This window comes from Thermodesulfatator autotrophicus (assembly GCF_001642325.1).
GTDB classification, from domain to species: domain Bacteria; phylum Desulfobacterota; class Thermodesulfobacteria; order Thermodesulfobacteriales; family Thermodesulfatatoraceae; genus Thermodesulfatator; species Thermodesulfatator autotrophicus.
This window is the reverse complement of sequence record NZ_LSFI01000047.1, coordinates 1-20,878: the sequence shown is the minus strand read 5'-3', so window position 1 is coordinate 20,878 and position 20,878 is coordinate 1. Positions and strand designations below refer to the sequence as shown.

General features: G+C 47.7%; 18 protein-coding genes, 2 tRNA genes, 3 rRNA genes and 1 pseudogene. 9 read left to right on the top strand and 15 right to left on the bottom strand.

Going from position 1 to position 20,878, the window contains the following annotated elements:
- The 8 genes from TH606_RS09505 to TH606_RS11560 form a co-directional block, all read left to right on the top strand.
- Positions 1–367, top strand: a 16S ribosomal RNA gene (locus TH606_RS09505); the annotation flags it as partial.
- Between the two features lie 164 nt (positions 368–531).
- A tRNA-Ile gene (locus tag TH606_RS09500) sits at positions 532–610 on the top strand.
- A gap of 8 nt (positions 611–618) precedes the next feature.
- Positions 619–694: transfer RNA gene (locus tag TH606_RS09495), tRNA-Ala, on the top strand.
- A gap of 154 nt (positions 695–848) precedes the next feature.
- Positions 849–3,871: ribosomal RNA gene (locus TH606_RS09490) — 23S ribosomal RNA — on the top strand.
- A gap of 104 nt (positions 3,872–3,975) precedes the next feature.
- Entirely contained in the window at positions 3,976–4,224 is a 249-nt protein-coding gene (locus tag TH606_RS09485) for a type II toxin-antitoxin system RelE family toxin (protein WP_068543297.1), read from the top strand.
- 34 nt (positions 4,225–4,258) lie between these two features.
- Complete coding sequence (locus TH606_RS11565) at positions 4,259–4,429, top strand: hypothetical protein (protein WP_157627910.1); 171 nt, start codon at positions 4,259–4,261, stop codon at positions 4,427–4,429.
- Between the two features lie 12 nt (positions 4,430–4,441).
- Positions 4,442–4,558, top strand: a 5S ribosomal RNA gene (gene rrf, locus TH606_RS09480).
- A 337-nt stretch (positions 4,559–4,895) separates the two neighbouring features.
- Positions 4,896–5,045: a hypothetical protein gene (locus TH606_RS11560; protein WP_157627909.1), complete on the top strand. Its 150-nt coding sequence runs from the start codon at positions 4,896–4,898 to the stop codon at positions 5,043–5,045.
- A gap of 909 nt (positions 5,046–5,954) precedes the next feature.
- On the opposite strand, the pseudogene TH606_RS12115 reads toward TH606_RS11560, so the two are convergent.
- The 15 genes and pseudogenes from TH606_RS12115 to TH606_RS09405 all read right to left on the bottom strand — a co-directional run.
- Positions 5,955–6,335 (bottom strand): annotated as a pseudogene (locus tag TH606_RS12115) (deoxycytidylate deaminase); the annotation flags it as partial.
- Positions 6,332–7,591, bottom strand: a complete 1,260-nt coding sequence (locus TH606_RS09470) for a serine hydroxymethyltransferase (RefSeq protein WP_068543294.1) — start codon at positions 7,589–7,591, stop codon at positions 6,332–6,334. The gene TH606_RS09470 and the pseudogene TH606_RS12115, both read right to left, overlap by 4 nt.
- A 6-nt stretch (positions 7,592–7,597) precedes the next feature.
- The gene (rpiB, locus tag TH606_RS09465) at positions 7,598–8,038 is read right to left on the bottom strand and encodes a ribose 5-phosphate isomerase B (protein WP_068543291.1); all 441 of its coding nucleotides are present in this window, start codon (positions 8,036–8,038) and stop codon (positions 7,598–7,600) included.
- Between the two features lie 2 nt (positions 8,039–8,040).
- Positions 8,041–9,285: a beta-ketoacyl-ACP synthase II gene (gene fabF / locus TH606_RS09460; RefSeq protein ID WP_068543288.1), complete on the bottom strand. Its 1,245-nt coding sequence runs from the start codon at positions 9,283–9,285 to the stop codon at positions 8,041–8,043.
- Positions 9,285–9,524, bottom strand: a complete 240-nt coding sequence (gene acpP / locus TH606_RS09455; protein ID WP_068543285.1) for an acyl carrier protein — start codon at positions 9,522–9,524, stop codon at positions 9,285–9,287. Before acpP ends, fabF begins: the two co-directional genes overlap by 1 nt.
- A gap of 88 nt (positions 9,525–9,612) precedes the next feature.
- Positions 9,613–10,356, bottom strand: coding sequence for a 3-oxoacyl-[acyl-carrier-protein] reductase (gene fabG, locus TH606_RS09450; protein ID WP_068543282.1), 744 nt, complete (start codon positions 10,354–10,356; stop codon positions 9,613–9,615).
- Positions 10,357–10,358: 2 nt separating this feature from the next.
- On the bottom strand, positions 10,359–11,501 hold the full coding sequence (locus TH606_RS09445; RefSeq protein WP_068543279.1) for an NAD(P)H-dependent flavin oxidoreductase: 1,143 nt from the start codon (positions 11,499–11,501) through the stop codon (positions 10,359–10,361).
- Positions 11,494–12,507: an electron transfer flavoprotein subunit alpha/FixB family protein gene (locus TH606_RS09440; RefSeq protein WP_068543275.1), complete on the bottom strand. Its 1,014-nt coding sequence runs from the start codon at positions 12,505–12,507 to the stop codon at positions 11,494–11,496. Before TH606_RS09440 ends, TH606_RS09445 begins: the two co-directional genes overlap by 8 nt.
- Positions 12,507–13,289, bottom strand: coding sequence for an electron transfer flavoprotein subunit beta/FixA family protein (locus TH606_RS09435; protein ID WP_068543272.1), 783 nt, complete (start codon positions 13,287–13,289; stop codon positions 12,507–12,509). Before TH606_RS09435 ends, TH606_RS09440 begins: the two co-directional genes overlap by 1 nt.
- A complete protein-coding gene (locus TH606_RS09430; protein WP_082863607.1) occupies positions 13,289–14,458 on the bottom strand; it encodes an acyl-CoA dehydrogenase family protein in 1,170 nt (389 codons plus the stop codon). Before TH606_RS09430 ends, TH606_RS09435 begins: the two co-directional genes overlap by 1 nt.
- Before the next feature lie 680 nt (positions 14,459–15,138).
- Positions 15,139–16,359 (bottom strand): PD40 domain-containing protein, encoded by a 1,221-nt coding sequence (locus TH606_RS09425; RefSeq protein WP_197460554.1) that lies wholly within the window; start codon positions 16,357–16,359, stop codon positions 15,139–15,141.
- Positions 16,360–16,585: 226 nt separating this feature from the next.
- Entirely contained in the window at positions 16,586–17,356 is a 771-nt protein-coding gene (locus tag TH606_RS09420; protein ID WP_068543266.1) for a TonB family protein, read from the bottom strand.
- Complete coding sequence (gene tolR, locus TH606_RS09415) at positions 17,353–17,754, bottom strand: protein TolR (protein WP_068543263.1); 402 nt, start codon at positions 17,752–17,754, stop codon at positions 17,353–17,355. The genes TH606_RS09420 and tolR overlap by 4 nt, the downstream gene beginning before the upstream one ends.
- Positions 17,744–18,343, bottom strand: a complete 600-nt coding sequence (locus tag TH606_RS09410; protein ID WP_068543260.1) for a Maf family protein — start codon at positions 18,341–18,343, stop codon at positions 17,744–17,746. Before TH606_RS09410 ends, tolR begins: the two co-directional genes overlap by 11 nt.
- Positions 18,316–19,083 (bottom strand): TatD family hydrolase, encoded by a 768-nt coding sequence (locus TH606_RS09405; protein WP_068543257.1) that lies wholly within the window; start codon positions 19,081–19,083, stop codon positions 18,316–18,318. The genes TH606_RS09410 and TH606_RS09405 overlap by 28 nt, the downstream gene beginning before the upstream one ends.
- A gap of 781 nt (positions 19,084–19,864) precedes the next feature.
- Here TH606_RS09405 and TH606_RS09400 point away from each other — a divergent pair.
- Positions 19,865–20,737, top strand: a complete 873-nt coding sequence (locus TH606_RS09400; RefSeq protein WP_068543255.1) for an N-acyl amino acid synthase FeeM domain-containing protein — start codon at positions 19,865–19,867, stop codon at positions 20,735–20,737.
- The last annotated feature ends 141 nt before the right edge of the window (positions 20,738–20,878 follow it).

The following is a 20,878-nucleotide window of genomic DNA, read 5'->3' as shown; positions in this document are numbered from 1 at the left end:
GGGGGGATGACGTCAAGTCATCATGGCCCTTATGCCCAGGGCTACACACGTGCTACAATGGGCGGTACAGAGGGAAGCGAACCCGCAAGGGGGAGCAGAACCCAGAAAGCCGTCCTCAGTACGGATCGGGGTCTGCAACTCGACCCCGTGAAGCCGGAATCGCTAGTAACGGCGGATCAGCATGCCGCCGTGAATACGTTCCCGGGCCTTGTACACACCGCCCGTCACACCACGGAAGCTGGCTCTGCCCGAAGTCGCTATCCCAACCCCCGGTAGGGGGAGGGAGGCGCCGACGGCAGGGCTGGTGACTGGGGTGAAGTCGTAACAAGGTATCCCTACCGGAAGGTGGGGATGGATCACCTCCTTTCTAAGGAGTCTGAGTGTACGGACTGGAGAAGAGGAGAAGAGAAGGGTGCTTGCCTGTTAGCCGCTATTCAGTTTTGAGGGATCAGCCGTGAGGCTGATTTGTTCTTTTAAAGGGTGAAGGGTTAGTAAAGGTGGAAGGTGAAGGGTAGTTAGGCCTGTAAGGTTGGGCCTATAGCTCAGTTTAGGTCAGAGCGCACGCCTGATAAGCGTGAGGTCGGTGGTTCGAATCCACCTAGGCCCACCAGGAGATATGGGGGTGTAGCTCAGTTGGGAGAGCACCGGCTTTGCAAGCCGGGGGTCAACGGTTCGAGTCCGTTCACCTCCACCAGAGGTAAGGGGTTTTGGGGAGCTGCCCTGGGTAGTGGGGGGGGTAGTTCAGCAAAGCCTCTTGGTAGGCGTAGATCTTTGACAAGTGAATAGGGTATCGCCCGGTATCCACGAGCCGAGAGCAAGGATACGAGTATTTTTTAAGATAGTTTTGTGGCCAAGCTACTAAGGGCCAGCGGTGGATGCCTCGGGCGCAGGAGGCGATGAAGGGCGTGGCAAGCTGCGAAAAGCCACGGGGAGCCGCAAGCAGGCGTTGATCCGTGGATTCCCGAATGGGGGAACCCGGCCAGGGTAATACCTGGTCATCCGCTGGGTTAATACCCGGTGGAGGCGAACCCGGGGAAGTGAAACATCTCAGTACCCGGAGGAGAAGAAATCAAACGAGATTCCCTGAGTAGCGGCGAGCGAAAGGGGAGGAGCCCAAACCGGATGGGTGTAGAAGCCCCTAGGCGTTGCCCATCCGGGGTAGAGGGGGCACACTGGAGGAGGCTAGGGACTCCTCGGGGAGTGACAAATCCCGCCAGTTAGCCGAAGGCACCTGGAAAGGTCCGCCGTAGAGGGTGAGAGCCCCGTAGGCGAAAGCTGGAGGGACTCCCTGGGTGTGCTACCCAAGTAGCACGGGGCACGAGGAATCCCGTGTGAATCAGGGGGGACCACCCTCCAAGGCTAAATACTCCCTGCGCACCGATAGAGCATGAGTACCGTGAGGGAAAGGTGAAAAGAACCCCGGGAGGGGAGTGAAATAGAGCCTGAAACCGCTGGCCTACAAGCAGTCGGAGCCTGCGCGATAGCGTGGGTGACGGCGTGCCTTTTGCATAATGAGCCCGGGAGTTGTCGTCAGTGGCGAGGCTAAGCCGAATAGGCGGAGCCGAAGCGAAAGCGAGTCTGAAAGGGCGCAGAGTCGCTGGCGGCAGACCCGAAGCGGGACGAGCTACCCATGGCCAGGGTGAAGGCGGGGTAACACCCGCTGGAGGCCTGAACCGGTGGAGGGTGAAAACTCCTCGGATGAGCTGTGGGTAGGAGTGAAAAGCTAATCGAGTCCCGTGATAGCTGGTTCTCCCCGAAATGTATTGAGGTACAGCCTCAGGGGTTATCTGGCGGGGGTAGAGCACTGTTGGGGCTAGGGGGCTTACCGGCCTACCGAACCCCGGCAAACTCCGAATACCGTCAGATGGACCCTGGGAGTGAGCCGCTGGGTGATAAAGTCCAGCGACGAGAGGGGAACAACCCAGACCGCCAGCTAAGGTCCCGAAGTACTGGCTAAGTGGTAAAGGAGGTGGCCCTGCTTAGACAACCAGGATGTTGGCTTAGAAGCAGCCATCATTTAAAGAGTGCGTAACAGCTCACTGGTCGAGCGGGGCTGCGCCGAAAATACCACGGGGCTTAAGCCAGTCGCCGAAGCTGCGGACTCATGCTGTTGGAGGCATGAGTGGTAGGGGAGCACTCTGACCGCGCAGAAGGGTGACCTGTGAGGGCACCTGGAGTGGTCGGAGGAGAGAATCCGGGCACGAGTAGCGATAAAGAGGGTGAGAATCCCTCTCGCCGTAAGCCCAAGGTTTCCTGGGGAAGGGTCGTCCGCCCAGGGTTAGCCGGACCCTAAGGCGAGGCCGGAAGGCGTAGCCGATGGGAAGAGGGGTCAACAATCCCCCGCCACCTGAGTGGAGGCCAAGGGGTGACGCAGGAGGGAAGGGCGCCGGGGCCGTGAATGGCAGGCCCTCCAAACCCGTAGCCCGGAGAGGGGGCGAGGCAAATCCCGTCCCTGAGGGTGAGGGGGAGTAAGTAACCGGGAGCGTGAGCTTTCGGGAAGGTGCTCGGACCACACTGCCGAGAAATAGCCTCGTGGCTGAAGAAGCTCAGGTGACCGTACCGCAAACCGACACAGGTGGGCGGGCAGAGAATGCTCAGGCGCGTGGGGTAACCCTGGCTAAGGAACTCGGCAAAATGGCCCCGTAACTTCGGGAGAAGGGGTGCCCACGCTGGTGAAGGCCCATAGCGGCTGGAGCTGGTGTGGGTTGCAGGGAATCGGCGGTGGCGACTGTTTACCAAAAACACAGGACTCTGCTAAGTCGTAAGACGACGTATAGGGTCTGACGCCTGCCCGGTGCCGGAAGGTGAAGGGTCCGGGTTAGGGGGTTGACCCCGAAGCTCGGACTTGAAGCCCCGGTAAACGGCGGCCGTAACTATAACGGTCCTAAGGTAGCGAAATTCCTTGTCGGGTAAGTTCCGACCTGCATGAATGGCGTAACGACTGCCGCACTGTCTCGGCCAGGGTCCCAGCGAAACTGTAGTCTCGGTGAAGATGCCGGGTACCCGCGGTGGGACGGAAAGACCCCGTGAAGCTTTACTGCAGCTTGGCATTGCACTTCGGTGCAGGATGTGCAGGATAGGTGGGAGGCAGGGAAGCCTGGGCGCCAGCCCGGGTGGAGCCGACCTTGAGATACCACCCTTCCTGCATCGGGGTGCTAACCTGGTGGGGTGATCCTCCACAGGGACAGTGCCTGGTGGGCAGTTTGACTGGGGCGGTCGCCTCCTGAAAGGTAACGGAGGCGTCCAAAGGTACCCTCAGGCGGATTGGAAACCCGCCGTTGAGTGCAAGGGCAGAAGGGTGCTTGACTGCGAGGCCGACGGGCCGAGCAGGGACGAAAGTCGGGCCTAGTGATCCGGCGGTGCCGAGTGGAAGGGCCGTCGCTCAACGGATAAAAGTTACTCCGGGGATAACAGGCTGATCGCTCCCAAGAGTTCACATCGACGGAGCGGTTTGGCACCTCGATGTCGGCTCATCCCATCCTGGGGCTGGAGAAGGTCCCAAGGGTCGGGCTGTTCGCCCGTTAAAGGGGTACGTGAGCTGGGTTCAGAACGTCGTGAGACAGTTCGGTCCCTATCCACCGTGGGCGTAGGAGGCTTGAGAGGAGCTGCCCCTAGTACGAGAGGACCGGGGTGGACGCACCACTGGTGGACCGGTTGTGGCAGGCCTGCCGCACAGCCGGGTAGCCATGTGCGGAAGGGATAACCGCTGAAAGCATCTAAGCGGGAAGCCCACCTCAAGATAAGGCCTCCCGAGACAGGGGAGACCCTGTCCCAGAAGGGTCCAGGGAGACTACCTGGTAGATAGGCCGGAGGTGGAAGCCCAGCAATGGGTGGAGCTGACCGGTACTAATCGCCCGAGCGGCTTGGCCACAGTATTGGCTTAATAGAGTTGATACTGTGGGGTGGCTCGTGGATACTGGAGCGGTACCCTATGTCACTTGTCGGCAATTTTTGGGTAGAGAATAAGGTTGATCTTTGAAAAGAAAAGTAGTTTTTAAAAAAGGTGCCTATAAAGATCTTGCTAAGATACCTAAAGAATATCAAAATAAAATTATTGAAGCGTTAAGAAATTTAGAAGAAAATTTTCAGGGAGATATTCGGAAGCTGGCACCTAAACGCTATCGTTTAAGGGTTGGTGTTTATCGGGTTTTGATTAAAGAAGAAGGTGAGTTTTGGGTGGTATATAAAATTGTTCATCGGCAAAGTGCCGATAAGTATTATTAATATTTGGTGTTAATATTTTTAAGGGCGATACGATATGTTTGAATTATATAATTTAGAAAAAATTAAGAAGGAAATAAAAAATATACAAGAATTTCTTGAGGATTGGGAAGATCTTTATCTTCTATTGGAAGCTGAAGAAGAGAGAGCAGAAGAAGAGACTTATACTTTAGATGAGATAGAGCTTTTATTGGAGGGAGAAGCATAATAGAATAGATTCCCGGGTGTCCATACCGGAGGGGCCACACCCGTATCCATTCCGAACACGGTCGTTAAGCCCTCCAGGGCCGATGGTACTGCCGGGTTACCCCGGTGGGAGAGTAGGTCGGCGCCCGGGTTAAATTTGATAGGAAGGCCTGGTTGAGGTTAACCCTCAGCCAGGCCTTTTTTATTTGGCTTAAGGGAGTACTGTTTAGCAAGACATTACTCCGCCTTCAAAATTACAAATCAAAAATTTCATCTTTTTGTGCCCCCAATAATGGTAAAAATTAAGCTGGTGATTTTTTAAAAAATCTAGTATGAACCTACCAAGGAAATGAATACTTATTTTGTGACATTTTCACCTCCTACCGTCCTTCTAAGGCTATTATGGCAGTTAAAATACCAGAAGGATATTCTATCACTCTGATTACTAGGATGAAGTTTCTAAAGTCATAAATGTTTACAGGCAGGAAATGAAGAAGAAGGGATGGACTGAAAAGGCTTTTACCAAAATGGGAGTTCAATCGGTGCTTATGTACGAAAAGAAAGGCCGTATTGTTAATATTGCTATTGCGCCGATACAACAAGAACTTCAGATTAGCATAACTGTCACCCAAAATTAATTAAAACTCTTATGGTACCGTTAATGGTTTTATTTTTAGGAGACCTTTGCCAAATATTTTCATGGGACTGCTTCGCTTATTCCGAGGGGAGCGAGGGTTCCCTCGCAGTGACAGTTGGGAATATACTGTCCGCAATAACAAAAAAGTGTCATGCGGCTCCCTTACCGTCCCGTCATTGTTGCGAGCTACGAAGTGGCGAAGCAATCCTTGTCGCGAGGCGACACCGTCGCCGTGGCGATCTAAAAAATGTTTATAGCTTTGCAAAAGGTCTCTTTTAGCTATTAGTGGTACCAACTAATTTGTGGTTAAACTTTTTATACTTATTTCCAGGCGTGCTGGAAGAGATAGGTGTTCTGAAACTTGATTGATAATATAATCCAGGCCTTCAGCAATTTTGGTAAAAGATATCAGATTGCAGTGGTCTAAGGAACATTTAAACCTTATATTTTCAGCTTCTCTTAAGACTTCTATAGAAACTTCAATATTTTCATATTTGACCGCAAAGTTAAATTTCTGATCTAAGTTTATTTGCTTTTCAAGAGTATTAATTAGATTTGAAAGGTCAAAGGGTTTATCATTAAAGTAAAAAGACAGTTCGGTAGGTTTTTCTTTAACTGTGGGTTTTTCAATAACGAAGGTTATATCTTTCAAAGCTTGCTTTGTTAGGTAGCGAAGTTTATTTAAAAGCACTTCAACGTTGGGTAGGCCATATTTTTTATCATTTTCAAATTCTTCTAAAAACTCCGTAGGGGCAAGCCGCCTCTTAGAGGTGGGGTAAGGAAGAATTTCTTGTAGCTGAGTCAACACCTCTTCAGAGACGATAACCTGTTCAAATTTTTTAAGGCCAGCTTCTTTGATGGCCTCTTTCCAGAACTGGTCACGCTCAAAGTCTCGGCTTCCATAATCGTGTTCGTAATAAACTTCTTTGATTCCAGCGGAGGCTATAAGTTTGAGACACACGTAACATGGTGCAAGAGTACAATAGAGAGAAGCTCCTTCTACGGAAATGCCGAAACGCGCGGCCTGGGCAATGGCGTTGGCCTCTGCGTGGGTGGCGCGACAAAAGTTATATTTGTCAATATCAGGGATACCCTTTTCCCGACGGAAACAATAACCAGGGCCGCGGTCCGTGCAATGCCAGGCCCCTGGCATGGGGCCATTATAACCGGTGGCCAGAATGCGTTTGTCTTTTACAATTACTGCTCCTGATGGCCGCGAATTGCAACCCGAGCGTAAGGCTACAATCTTGGCAAGCAGCATAAAATATTCATGCCAGGGGGCTCTGATCATGCGGCAAAAAGGGTATCAAGTTCTTTATAGATCGGGAATTCCTGGCAGAGCTTTTCTACTTTGGCTCTAATGTCTTTAATCAATGCTCCATTACCAGGGTCCTTAAGTACGGCTACCATCCATTCGCCTACTTGCTGTATTTCTTTTTCTTTTAAGCCGCGGGTGGTAACAGCCGGGGTGCCAATACGAATACCGCTGGTAATTCTCGGTGGTTTGGGGTCAAAAGGAATGGCATTTTTATTGACGGTGATACCAGCCTTTTCTAAAGCTTCTTCAGCTTCAGCACCGCTTATTCCCTGGTTAGTAAGGTCAACCAGGATAAGATGATTATCTGTTCCTCCGGAGACTAATCTAAAACCTTCGGCTTTTAAAACTTCGGCTAAAACCTGGGCATTAGCCACTACCTGTTGCTGATAAGTTTTGAATTCAGGGGCCAGGGCCTCTTTGAAACAAACAGCTTTGGCGGCGATGATATTCATATGTGGCCCACCCTGAATACCAGGGAAGATGGTTTTATCTATAACTTTAGCAAAGCGCTCCTGGCATAGGATAAAGCCGCCTCTTGGTCCACGCATGGTTTTGTGAGTAGTGGAAGTAACAAATTCAGCGTAAGGCACAGGCGAGGGATGGATGCCGGCTGCTACCAGGCCAGCAATGTGGGCCATGTCAACCATCACATAAGCGCCAACTTCATCGGCGATTTCACGAAAAGCCTGGAAGTCAATAACACGGGGGTATGCACTGGCTCCGGCTACTATCATTTGAGGCTTGTGTTCCCGGGCAAGCTTTCTAACTTCGTCATAGTCAATGGTTTCGGTATCGCGGGAGACACCATAGTGAACCACTTTATAAAGTTTTCCCGAGAAACTTACCGGGGAACCATGGGTAAGATGCCCACCGTGGGCCAGATTCATGGAAAGGATCGTATCCCCTGGATTGAGTACAGAAAAATAAACTCCCATGTTGGCCTGTGAGCCAGAATGAGGCTGAACATTAGCATGTTCGGCCCCAAAAAGGAGTTTAAGCCTTTCTATAGCTAAATCTTCAACCTGGTCAACAAATTCACAGCCACCATAGTAACGCTTACCGGGATAGCCTTCAGCATATTTGTTCATTAAAACCGAACCTTCGGCTTCCATTACCGCCAGAGAGGCCAAATTTTCTGAGGCTATCATTTCCAGCTGATTTTGAAGGCGTTTTAGCTCTTTACCAATCAGGCCGAAGATTTCAGGGTCTTCCCTTTTCAAGAAACTCATTTTTTTTTACTCCTTGGTTAGTTCATCTATAAGTTTGATCCTTCTTTCATGGCGGCCGCCTTCAAAAGGAGTATCAATAAAAACTTTTACCATTTCAAAGGCTAGCGCATCACCTATAACCCGGCCGCCCAGAACTAAAATATTAGCGTCATTGTGGAGGCGCGCCATTTTGGCGGTAAAAAGTTCGTGGCAAAGGGCAGCTCTAATGCCATGGAAGCGATTAGCCACCATGCTCATGCCAATTCCTGTGCCACAAATTAAGATACCCCTTTCTGCTTCGCCATTTAAAATAGCCCGGGCAACTTTTGCCCCGAATTCAGGGTAATCTACCGAGTCTTTAGAGTAACAACCAAGGTCTAAGATTTCATGGCCTAATTCTTCAAGAAAAGTTTTAATCTTTTCTTTAAGTTCAAAACCAGCGTGGTCGCTTCCAAGGGCTATTTTCATGGCTATCCCTCATACTTTTTAAAAACTAAGACAGCGTTTGTTCCTCCAAAGCCAAAGGAATTTGACATAGCAATTTTTACATCTGCTTCTCTGGCTTTATTGGGCACATAATCAAGGTCACACTCGGGGTCAGGCTCTTCGTAATTGATGGTAGGTGGAATAATGCCGGTTTCAATGGTTTTTACCGTAAACACCGCTTCAATCCCTCCGGCTCCACCCAGAAGATGCCCGGTCATAGATTTGGTGGAAGATACCGGAATCTCTTTAGCCTTATCTTTAAAGACCTGTTTAATGGCCTTGGTTTCAGCTACATCGTTTAACGGGGTGCTGGTACCGTGGGCATTAATATAATCTACCTCGTGATACTTTATACCAGCGTCTTCAAGGGCCTGGGCCATAGCCCGAGCCGCCCCTTCGCCGTCTGGAGGAGGAGCCGTCATGTGATAGGCATCTGCCGTAAGCCCGTAACCACAAACTTCAGCATAAATTTTGGCTCCGCGTTCCAGGGCGTGTTCAAGGCTTTCAAGCACGAGTATGCCTGCGCCTTCCCCAATGACAAAGCCGTCGCGCTTGGCGTCAAAGGGACGGCTGGCCTTCTCTGGCTGATCATTAAACTTGGTGGAAAGGGCCTTGGCCACGGCAAAGCCGGCTATGGTAAGCGGAGTGATTAAGCCTTCGGTGCCACCTGTTATAACCATATCGCAACGGCCCTCGCGAATGTATCTAAGGGCCTCGCCAACAGCGTGGGTGCCGGCAGCACAGGCTGTGCACACCGCAAGGTTTGGCCCTTTAGCCCCGTGAAAAATGGCTACTTGGCCGGCAGCCATGTTGGGAATCATCATAGGAACGAAAAAGGGCGTTATGCGCCGCCAGCCCTTTTCAAGGAGCACGGGAGTATATTCTTCTATAACATCAATGCCTCCCATGCCTACACCTATGATAACGCCTGTTTTTTCTCCAAGAGTCTTTCCTGCCAGGCCGGCGTCTTCAATGGCTTCCTGGGAGGCGGCAATGGCATAGTGGATAAAGGTATCAAGCCGTGAAACCAGCTTTTTGGGCATAAAGTCTTCAGGCTTAAAGCCTTTTACTTCACCGGCCACCCGGCTGGGATAGCCGGTGGCGTCAAACTTGGTTATGGGACCAATGCCTGAACGGCCAGCTACCAGGCCTTCCCAGGTCTCTTTTATGCCTATACCTACAGGGGTGATAGCTCCTATACCGGTAACAACAACCCTGCGTTTTTTCACTAGGCCTCTCCTGTTCTGGATTTTACGTAATCAATAACGTCTTTCACCGTGCGAAGCTTTTCTGCTTCTTCGTCGGAGATTTCCATACCAAAGGCTTCTTCCATGGCCATTACCAATTCTACCAGGTCAAGGGAGTCTGCTCCCAGGTCATCAATAAAAGATGCCTCAGGCTTTACCTGCTCACGAGAAACTCCAAGCTTTTCTACGATAATGTCTATAATCTTTTCTTCTACTGACATGACTTCCTCCTCTTTAAGACTAATTTGCTTTTTCTTATGCCGACTTTTACCTGAAACTCAGCGTTTTTCCAAGACGTAAAATGAAAAATTACATATAAAGCCCGCCATTTACATGGAGTACCGTGCCAGTAATGTAAGAAGCCTCAGGTGAAGCCAGAAAAACCACCGCCGGGGCCACCTCTTCGGCCTTGCCGACTCTTCCCATAGGAATCTGGGCTAAAATGGCCTCTTTTATTTTGTCTGGAATTTTAGCTGTCATGTCAGTTTCAATATAGCCCGGGGCCACCACGTTTACTGTAACACCACGGGTGGCTACTTCTCTGGCTAAAGACTTGGTAAAACCTATAAGTCCGGCTTTGGCCGCGGCGTAATTAGTCTGCCCGGCGTTTCCCGTCATGGCAATTACTGAAGAAATATTGATAATGCGGCCGAAACGGCGCTTAAGCATCCCCTGAATTACGGCCTTACTACAGTTAAAGGCCCCTTTGAGATTAACTTCAAGCACGCGGTCCCAGTCTTCCTCTTTCATACGTAAAAATAAGGTGTCACGGGTTATCCCGGCGTTATTTACCAGAATATCAATGGGGCCAAGGGCCTCTTCGGCTTTTTTAACGGCCTCAGAAACTTCGGTAGCATTGGCCACGTCAAATTTAGAAGTTATAGCTTTGCGACCAAGCTTTTCAATTTCATTTGCAACCTCTTTGGCAGCCTCTTCTGAAGAACTGTAGTTTACGACTACATCTGCGCCGGCCTTGGCTAAAGCTATGGCAATGGCCCGGCCGATTCCTCTGGAAGCTCCGGTTACCAAGGCTATGCGGTTTTCAAGGTTCATATCTAACTCCTTTCTTCGTCTTCTTTTAAGGCTTCACAATACTCAGTCATAAGTTCGTCTATTAATTCTTGAACCGAGACGATTTTATCTATGCGATAGGCGTTTGAGCCGGCAAAGACAAAGCCGGCGTCAAGGCGTCCGCGCTGAGCGTTGATTAAGGCCGCGGCTATGCAATATGGGGCCTTACGGTAGTCACAGGTCTTAAGACAGTGATAAATACACTTATAGGGTGACTTTTTCCCTTCTTCCACTGCTTTAATAAATTTGCCTTTTATAGCCCGGCCAGGTAGCCCTACCGGGCTTTTGATAATGGTTATATCTTCTTGCGTGGCTTTAATATAAGCCTCCTTAAAAGGAAGGGCTGCGTCACATTCATAGGTGGCTACAAAGCGGGTAGCCATCTGAACCCCGGCACAGCCAAGCTTGTTTATGTAAAAATAAATGTCTCTTCCCGTATAAATACCACCTGCAGGGATTACGGGAATTTTACGCCCGGCTTTGTCCTCAAAAGGTTTCATGGCCTCAATCACTTCTCTGGTTATGTTTTCAAGTTGTGATTCTTCGGCTTCTATTTTGTCGTGGGAAAACCCTAGATGACCACCAGCCTTCGGACCTTCTACCACCACCCCGTCTAAAAGATAGCCATATTTGGTTAGCCATCTTTTGGCGATTAAGGTAGCTGCTCTTCCAGAAGAAACAATTGGCACCAGACGAGAGTGGTTTTTCCCTTCAGGGCGAAGGCCAGGAAGACTCATCGGGAGCCCTGCACCTGCAAAAATGATGTCAGCCTCAGCTTCAAAAGCAGCCACGCAAAGGGGCTCAAAATCAGTTAAGGCCACCATGATGTTTACGCCGATAATTCCCCCTGGAGCCTTACTTTTGGCCAGGGCAATTTGTTTTTTAAGGGCCCTGATGTTGGCAGCTTTAGGGTCTTTAAAAAATACGGCCTCTCCCTCAAAAATACCGATAAGGGCAGCTGAAATTACACCGATTCCACCGGCTCTGGCTACGGCAGAGGCAAGCCCTGCCAGCGAAATTCCAACCCCCATGCCGCCTTGAATAATGGGCACTGGAGCTTCAAACTGGCCGATTTTTAGACTGGGTATTTCACAGGGCCATTTTTTTGTTTGTTGTTCTTCAGTCATTTTCCCTCTGACTTTTTAATTTTTTTAGTTTCTTTATCAAAAGAGGTAAAATCTCTCTGGCGTCTCCTTGAACGGCTATGTCTGCCTGCTTCATAAGAGGAGCTTTTTCGTCAATATTTATGGCTACCAGAGTTTCCACACCTTGCAAGCCTACGGTGTGATGTAGAGAGCCTGAGATACCAAAGCCAAGATAGAGTTTGGGCCTTACACTTACTCCGCTTACGCCTATCATGTGGTCTTCAGAGATCCAGCCAAGGTGACATACCGGTCTGGTAGCTCCAACGGCGCCATCTAGAAGCTCAGCCAAATCAAAGAGTTTTTGAAAGTGTTCTTTTGATCCCAATCCCAGGCCTCCAGCCACGATAACCTGAGCCTTGGTGATATCAACATCTGTTTTTGGTTTAGGCCTTTTTTCAATAACTTCAAGTGAACTTTTAAAGGCTTCTTCAGAGGGCCTGAAAATTTCAATCTCTCCCTGATAGCCTTCTATTTTTTTAGCGTGTGGAAAGACGCCAGGCCTTACCGTGGCCATCTGAGGCCTGGTGCGCGAGATTATGCGCGCCATTACCTGTTCTCCAAATGAAGGTCTAACCTGGATAAGAGTGCGGTCTTCTTGGCGAATTTCAAAGGCAATGCAATGGGCTGTAAGGCCAAGCTTTAAAAGACCTGCTACCCGGGGGGCAAGGGCCTGGCCCAAAGAAGTAGCCGGGAAAAGCATTATCTCAGGGCGGTATTTTTCAATCTTTTCTGCTACTATCCTGGCGTAAATGTCATCACGAAAGTCATTTAGCCTTTCGTCAAGGGTGGCTATAACCTTATCTGCTCCGTAAGAAATAAGCTCGCTGGCCGCTTCCTTAGCTTCAGGCGGTCCAGGCAAAAGAACTATCAAATGGGTTTTGAGTTCGTCAGCCAGCCGACGTCCTTCGCTTAAAAGCTCGTAAGTACTTTCATGAATTTCTCTTCCCGTCCACTCACCGAAGATAGCTACTCCCTGATAGTTTTCCATTAGATAAGCCCCCTTTCTTTAAGGATGCTCAAAAGGCGCTCGCTTACCTCTTCAGGCGGGCCAGAAATTATTTCTCTTTTTCCGTGGTATTCCGGGGCGAAAGTGTCTATAACCTGGGTAGGAGAACCATTTAAGCCAAGGTATTCTTCTTTAGCTCCTATGTCACCGGCTGAAAGAATCTTTACTTCCACTTCATCCTGTTTAAGGAGCCTTTTTATAGAAGGTGGCCGAGGCACATTGGCTTCATGCTCAATAGTTATCACCAGAGGTGGTTTGGCCTTTATTTTTTCTTCACCAAATTCCCTTGTTCTTATGAGTTCCAAACTATCGTTTAAGGGCTTTATGTCTTTAACCCAGGTAACCGAAGGAAGACCAAGCCAGGCGGCAAGTTCCGGGCCAACCTGGGCGGTCTCTCCATCAACAGAGACCTTCCCACAAACGATGAGGTCAAAGGGGCCAAGCTTTTTGGCGGCACAGGCAAGGGTATAGCTGGTGGCTAAGGTGTCAGCTCCGGCAAAGGCCCTGTCTGAAAGTAGTACTAATTCATCGGCTCCGAAAGCAAAGGCCTCTAAGAGAATATCTTTGGCATTAGGGGGTGCCATGGAAACTGCTACCACCTTGCCGTTTGTTTTTTCAGCAAGCTCAACCGCTGCTTCTAGAGCGTAGCGGTCATAGGGGTTTAGCACCAGTTCACTTTCTTCGCGCTTCAAGGTATGCGTTTCCGGGTCTACTTTAACAGAACCGGGCTTTGGGACAGGTTTTAAACAACACATTATACGCATCAGGTTTGGCCCTCCTCACTTTGATATAGCTTTGCAAGCTCACGGGAAAGAACGTTTTTCTGAATTTCGTTAGTGCCTTCGTAGATTTGCAGGCACTTGGCGTCACGCATGTATTTTTGGGCCAGGGAATCCCGGCTGTAACCAAGACCTCCCATCATCTGGACGGCCCGCTCTGAGACCCACATGGCCATGTCCGTGGCGTAAAATTTGACCATAGCCGAGGCCCCGGAGATGTTTTTCGTACCAGAGTCAATCATGCTGGTGACATCGTAAAGAAGGCTTCTAGCAGCTTCAATGCGGGCGGCCATCTCGGCAAAGGTATGACTTACCGCCTGGAAATTATAAACAGGCTGGCCAAACTGAATACGGCGTTTGGAGTGCCTTATAGAGACCTCCATGGCCCCCTGGGCAAGGCCTATGGCCTGGGCAGCCACCCCTGGGCGTGCCAGATCAAGGGCCTTAACTGCCAGGATGAAACCCATACCTTCCCGCCCGATGAGGCGGTCTTTAGGGATGCGACAGTCCATTAGGAGGAGTTCTGAGGTTACCGAAGCCCTTAAGCCCATTTTTTTCTCTTTTCGTCCAGGGACAAACCCTGGATCGTTTTTGTGGACAATGAAAGCACTTGCCCCGCGAGGACCTTTTTTAGGATCCGTTAAAGCAATTATTACGTAAATATCAGCAATGCCGCCATTGGTAATCCAGGTTTTTATACCATTTAAAACATAGTGGTCACCATCTTTTTTGGCGGTGGTTTTGATGGCGGCGGCGTCTGAGCCTGCCTGTGGTTCAGTTAAGGCAAAGGCACAAAGGGCCTTGCCCTGGGCAATTAAAGGAAGATATTTTTCTTTCTGGGCCTTGGTGCCACCGATTAAAAGAGGGAGCGCACCTAAGCAGCCAGCGGCAAAAGTGGTGGCTACTCCCGGGCAGTACTTGGAAATAGTCTCCATAGCAAGCGCTGTTTCCGTAGAACCAAACCCAAGCCCGCCATATTCTTTGGGAATCAATAGGCCAAAAAGGTCAGCCTGAGCCATGGCCTTTATGGGCGCGGGGTCATAATATTCTTTTTCGTCCCATTCAATGGCGTGGGGGGCGATGTAGTTGCGACCTATGTAATCAGCCACTTCTACTACTATTTGCTGTTCCCTGGTAAGTTTCCGTTCAATCATTCGCGCCTCCAGTAATCACAAAAAAATATTCTTAGGGAATAACCTTTTCCCAGGTAAAATCAATTATGTTTTTGGGTTGGGCTCAATTCCTTTTCATGCTCAAAATCCTCACCATCCGGCAAATATACGGCCACTCCGATCTAAAAATGAGCTCATGCCCAAGGGTAACTTTTTTTACCGTTGTTTCCTAGGCCTTTCAACTATTGATCCTATTTCTGACCATTTTAACATATTTCGCTTTTGTTCTTATCTAAAATTTATGATTCTTTTTGTTAAAAGAAGATTTTGAACTTCAAGTAGGAAAGATCAAATAAAGAGTATCGTTGCAAGGAGACATAGTAACCTAACGACAAGGATTCCCCTCGCCACTTCGTGGCTCTCCATGCCCCCCTATCTGCCACTGCGAGCTTTTTATTGTCACTGCGAGGAGCGAGAAGAGCGACGAAGTGACCCTATCGAGTCATTATGAGGAGGCTCGAAGGGCCGACGAAGTAATCTCTACCGGATCGTCACAGCACCGGCGGTGCCTCGCGGTAGAGATTGCTTCGCTCCGCTCGCAATGACACAGAAGGGGCTCGCAATGACAATAAAAAGCTCATCATAACTAAGAAGTGGCTCATCATGACAGCCTCAAAATTGTCATCTGTTTCATACTTCCCTTAATAACATAACGTTTCGTTTTAGCGCAATTTTGCCCAGGAAGGGAAAAGGATTTTGCCCTCCCTGTAATGCATTTTAGCGGCCCCGTTCACCAGAAATAGATAAAGTCCGTCTGACCCTTGAGCCAGAATTAGACGCCCATTAGGCGCAAAATAGGGAGCTTCAAAGCTCGTCTGTCCACTAGTAATTTGTATCGGTTCACCACCTTCAGGGTCAATAGTAAAAAGAGAGAAAACCCTTCCTTTGAGGCTGGCATAGACAATTCTATCCCCTGCTGGAGACCAGCAAGGAGAAGTATTGTACCTTCCTTTAAAGGTAAGGCGTCTTACCCCTCTGGTGATGAGGTCCATAATATAAATTTGAGGACGCCCGGTGCGGTCTGAAACAAAGGCCAGGTAATTTCCATCAGGCGAAAAGCTCGCGCCGGTGTTTATGCCTTCGCCGTGGGTCAGACGCCGTAAGATTTTTCCATTTAAGTCTATGAGATAAAGGTCTATGGTGCCGTCTTTGCTCAAGGTTACCACCAGTTTATTTCCGTCAGGGTGCCAGGCGGGCGAAGCGTTGAGCCCAGGATACTGACAAACAGTGTGCCTTTTGCCTGTAGTCAAGTCAATCACTTGGATTGAAGAACGATTATTCTGATAATAGACAAAGGCTACCTTGCGGCCGTCTGAAGAAAGCCTGGGGCTTAAAATAAGTTCTCCGCTGATAAGGGGTATGGGGTTATGGCCATCAAAGTCCTGGACAAAAAGAGTATCTTTTAGCCCTTTCCTTTCTACAAAGACGACGCGGCTCATAGCCACGCCAGGTACACCAAGCATTTCTTTGACAGCCAGGTCAACAAAGCGATGCACCATGTATCGGGCTGAAGACTTAGGGCCACGAAAGCCCCTGGCAAGCACCGTTTTACCTTTGACCATGTCAGTTAGGTAAAAGGCTGACTGGAGATGATTCCCCGAGAGGCTTATTTTGCCTTTGATTAGCCAGTCCACTCCGAGAGAGGCAAAGAGGTTTGTTTCTTCGGTGTGAAGCCCTTCGCCAAGCACATTGAAAAGTAGGTGTAATTCTAAATCATGTCTGGCAATAGAGGCCATTTCCCGGCTCAAGGGGAGTGGACCATCAAATTCAGGAACCGCTACCGGTATTTTAATAAGCTCAGGATTAACTATTTCAATCTTTTCCTGGGCATATAGGCAGGAAAAATATCCAAAAAAACAAACAACAATTATTAATGGAAGCACGATATAGATCTTGAGGCTGTTATTGCGAGCAGAGCGAAACAATCTAGATTCCTTCGCTAGAGCTCGGGAGAGAGGCTGCTTTGTCGTGCTTATGTGCTCCCTGCAATGACAAATAGGAAGGGCCCTTGCGAGCGAAGTGAAGCAATCCAAGAGACTGCCGCGGCGACTACGTCGCCTCGTGATAACGTTCTGTAGGGTGAAAAATTTTTCCATCATATTTTATCCTTTACTTCATTTTGAATACTGCAGGAAGTTTAAGATATTTTCCAGGGGCAGGTAAAGGGTTAGCTTTTTTAATAGTGGCTGCTACGGCTTCGTCAAAAAGTGGTTCTCCTGAACGCATGATAAAACGCCAGGAGATAATTCTGCCATTTGGGGCAATTTCAATTTCTACTTCTGCCTTGAGATAGGGCTTATCCTCAAGAATTTTAGGGACTGCCCAAAAATTCATGAGATGAGAAGCTATGAGCTGGGTAGTTTCTTCTGAAATGCCTTTTCCAATGGATAACCCTCCTTTTACCTTTTCGCTTATAGCGGCAAGTTTTTCTTTAAGCAGTTTTTCTTCTTCCTTGGCCTTTAAAGCGGCAAGTTTTTTGGCAAGTATTTGTTCTTCTTTGGTTGTTTCTTCCACGCTTTTACTGGGTTTAGAGGTAGCTTTAACCGGGGCCTTGGAGTTTTTGGCAACTTTTTTAGGAGAAGACCTGTTTTTTTTAATAGCCTTTTTAGGTGCAGGCTTAGGAGCCGGTTTCTTTTTAGCAATAGCTTTGGATTTTGAAGTTTTTGGAATAAAGGATTTTTTCTTTGTTTGTGGTTTTAAGGGTTTGGCAGGAGGCTTATTTTTAGCTGGTTCAGGGGCAAGGTTTAAGCTTTTTAGGTTTATGCGAATAACAGTTTCCTTAGGTGAGGAAGGCCGGTTGGCAAGGATTAGCCCTGAAAAAATTAACAGGTGCAATACCAGCGAAAATAAAAAGGCTTTAGGCCAGCTTAAAGAATTCATGTTTCTTCCGGGCGGGTAATCAGGCCAACGCTTTCAAAACCTGCCTTTTTGACTTCGGCCAGCACCTTGGCCACCAGCCCGTAAGGGCAACGCCTATCCGCTTTTATGTTTACGTCTTTGGTAAGCTTCGCCTTGCGGGCCTGAGTTAAAAAATGGGAAAGTTTTTCCACGCCAATCTTTTTATCGTTAACGAAAATTTCCCCTTTTTCGTTAATAACAATTAAAAGGGTTTTTTCTTTCTGTTCAACTTCACCAGCCTTAGTTTTAGGAAGGTCAACTTCAAGTCCGGTTGATAGAAGAGGAGCGGTTATCATAAAAATGATAAGAAGCACCAACATTACATCTACCAGAGGGGTTACGTTTATATCGGCCATGAGGCCATTTTTTTTATTCTTCATAGGTTATCACCTTAAGTTTTAACAGGTCTTCTACTACCTCGGTAAGGGGTAGCCCTATTACGTTAGTAACTGAACCGTTAATGCATTTTACCATATAAGAAGCAAGGCCCTGTATGGCATAAGCTCCGGCTTTATCCCAGGGTTCATCAGTGGCTAGATATGCTTCTATTTCTTCTGGCCTAAGGTTTTTGAAGAAAACTTCAGTTCTTACTGTGTTTTCGATAAAATCTTTCCCATCCTGGATTACATAGGCTGTAAATACCTCGTGCTTATTTCCTGAGAGCAGGTCAAGCATATAAAGAGCGTCTTTTTTATTTCTGGGCTTTCCTAAAATTTTATTCTGGCAAACCACGATGGTATCAGCGGCCAGAACAATACTTTCTTTAACTCGAGAGGCTACCTCTTGGGCCTTAAGTCTTGCCAGTTTTAAAGCGTAGTCTTTTGGCTCTTCTCCTTCAGGGGGAGGTTCTTTGATTCTGGCTGGTTCCACGACAAAAGTTATACCAAGGCTGGCCAGAAGCTCCTTACGCCTCGGGCTTTGTGAAGCCAGAACCAGCGGCTTTAAATTCCGAAAAATTCCTCGGCGCATTTAGTTGTAGCCTCGGCACACTTTTCAAAAGGTACCTTTTTAACTTCGGCGATCTTTTCTACCACGTAGCGCACAAAGGCGGGTTCGTTTCGCTTGCCACGAAAAGGAACTGGCGTGAGAAAGGGGCAATCAGTTTCTGCCATAAGCCGGTCAAGAGGAACAAAACGAACTACTTCCCTTATGTTTTCACCTTTTGGGAAGGTAATGATACCCGTAACAGAGATGAAGCCACCTAGGTCAAGAATCTTTCTAGCTTCGGCTACATCTCCGGCGTAGCAGTGAAAGACAAATTTCTCTGGTAATTCAGTTACAAGCAGGCCAGTAATGTCAGGAGAAGCGGCGCGGGAATGTATTACGACCGGGAGCTTTAGTTCTCTGGCAAGGGCCAACTGGCGCAAAAAATGCTCTTGCTGGAGCTTGCGCGGGCTGTATTCTTTGGCGTAATCAAGGCCGATTTCACCAACAGCCACCATTTTGGGATTATCCAGTAAGCTTTTTAAAATGGGATAGGTTTCGTCGTTTATTTTTTTGACCTCGTGAGGATGAATCCCTGCCGTGGCAAAAAGGCCTTCGTATTCCTGGGCTAGCTCAAGGGCGCGAATAGAGGTCTTTATATCAATGCCAACGTTTATTATTTTTTCTACTCCAGCTTCTCGTGCCCTAGCAATAACTTCAGGAATTTCTTCTTTTTTGTAGGAACTTTTTAAGTTTAAATGGGCATGGGTGTCTATTAGCTTCATGAGCTAAAAAATAATCCATTTGTCAATTTAGCCAAGAAGGGATTCCACCTAAAAACTTTTCAAAACATCTTTCAAATATGTCTCATTTGTCCAGAATTTTTAGAGGAAAATTAAGAAAATAAACCTATGAGCCGATAATATTATTGGGAGCGTAAAACAGGTGACAATTTTGGGTTGTCATTGCGAGTGAAGCGAAGCAATCTCCGTCTCGAACTATACAGAAGGGATCAGAGATCGCCACGGCGACTTAGTCGCCTCGCGATGACGCTCTGTAATGTAAAAAATGCTCCCGTTAGTATTATTGGGGAGTACCAATGTAAATAACATTTTTAAGCTGTATTACTAACAAGGCAATCCTGAGGGGTACTTTGGCGATCATGTTACCTCAAAAATGTTTTATTACGTGGAAAGAAGTAAGATGCCTTTGCAAAATTCAGAAACATTAAATTGAGATCGCCACGCGATTGTGTCACCTGCGACAAAGATTGCTTTGCTACTTCTTGGCTTGCAATGACAAAGCAGAAAAAGCTTGTAATGACACAGTAGGAGAGGAGGGCTACCATGACAGAGTGCATGGAAGCTCACAATGACTTGGCCGTGTTGTACTGCGAGGAGATCCTCGCTGAAATTGCCGGGTTGAGATTGCTTCGGCTTCTGACGAGGCCTCGCAATGACAAGCTCACTTTGTCACTGCGAGGAGGCGAAAGGCCGACGGAGCAGTCTCAGGATTAGTGAAGAAATATTTTGAAATGTTAAATAAAGGGGAGGAGAAATAAAAAATATGTCTGAAAATAAAAAAGAAGTTTGGCGGCGAAGAAGGCGTCTTAATCTTTCTAAGGTGCCAGAGTGTTTAACCAAAAGGATTGTTGAAGTTTCTTTTTGTTCCAAGTTAGAAGAATTTGAAGAAGCTTTTTCTCTCCTTTATGACCGCTATCATGAAGTGGGTTTAATTCCCACTTCCAAAGAGCGCCTGTTTTTTACACCCTATCAAGCCTTACCAGATAGTCGGGTATGTGTAGCCCGTTCTCTAGAAACAGGGGAAGTTACCAGCACGGCCACCCTGGTTATAGATTCTGAAGTTGGTCTTCCCAGCGATAGCCTTTATAAAGACATAATTGACAAATTAAGGAAAGAAGGCCGAAAACCAGCTGAATTTACCTGCCTGGCCGCTAAAACAGATATTTACAGCCGTAACGGCCTTTTTTATATATTTCGTATTCTTTATAAATACGCCATCAGCAAAGGGGTTACCGACCTTGTTATCTCGGTTCATCCCAAGCACACAACATTTTATGAGTTATTGTTATTATTTGAAAGAATAAGTCCTCTAAGTTATTATCCCCGCTTAAAAAATGCTCCTGCTTATCTAGAACGGCTTGACTTGATCGATGTTAAAAAAAGATATGAGGTGGCCTATAGTCCTTTTTGGGAGGGGCAAACCGTTATAGATTTTTTCTTCCACATAACTTTACCTGAAGACGCTTGGATTCTTACTCATAGTTACAACATGAAAAGACATATTTTTAAATATTTTTATATAGAAAAAACTAACGCCTTTAAAAAGATGGACAAAAAACTGGCGGATTATCTGGCTTCTATTTATTTGGAAGATTCTGATTATCAGGAGAAAGAACTTCTTCAGGTCGCTTTGTAGCCTCAGTTTTAGTATCAGGATCATTTACATGACAAAATTCATCGTCGGGCTATGAGTTATCTTAACGAAGTGATCCAGCGGGCCACTGCGAGGAGATCCCTTCGCTACCGCTCGCGACAAGGATTGCTTCCCTCCGCTCGC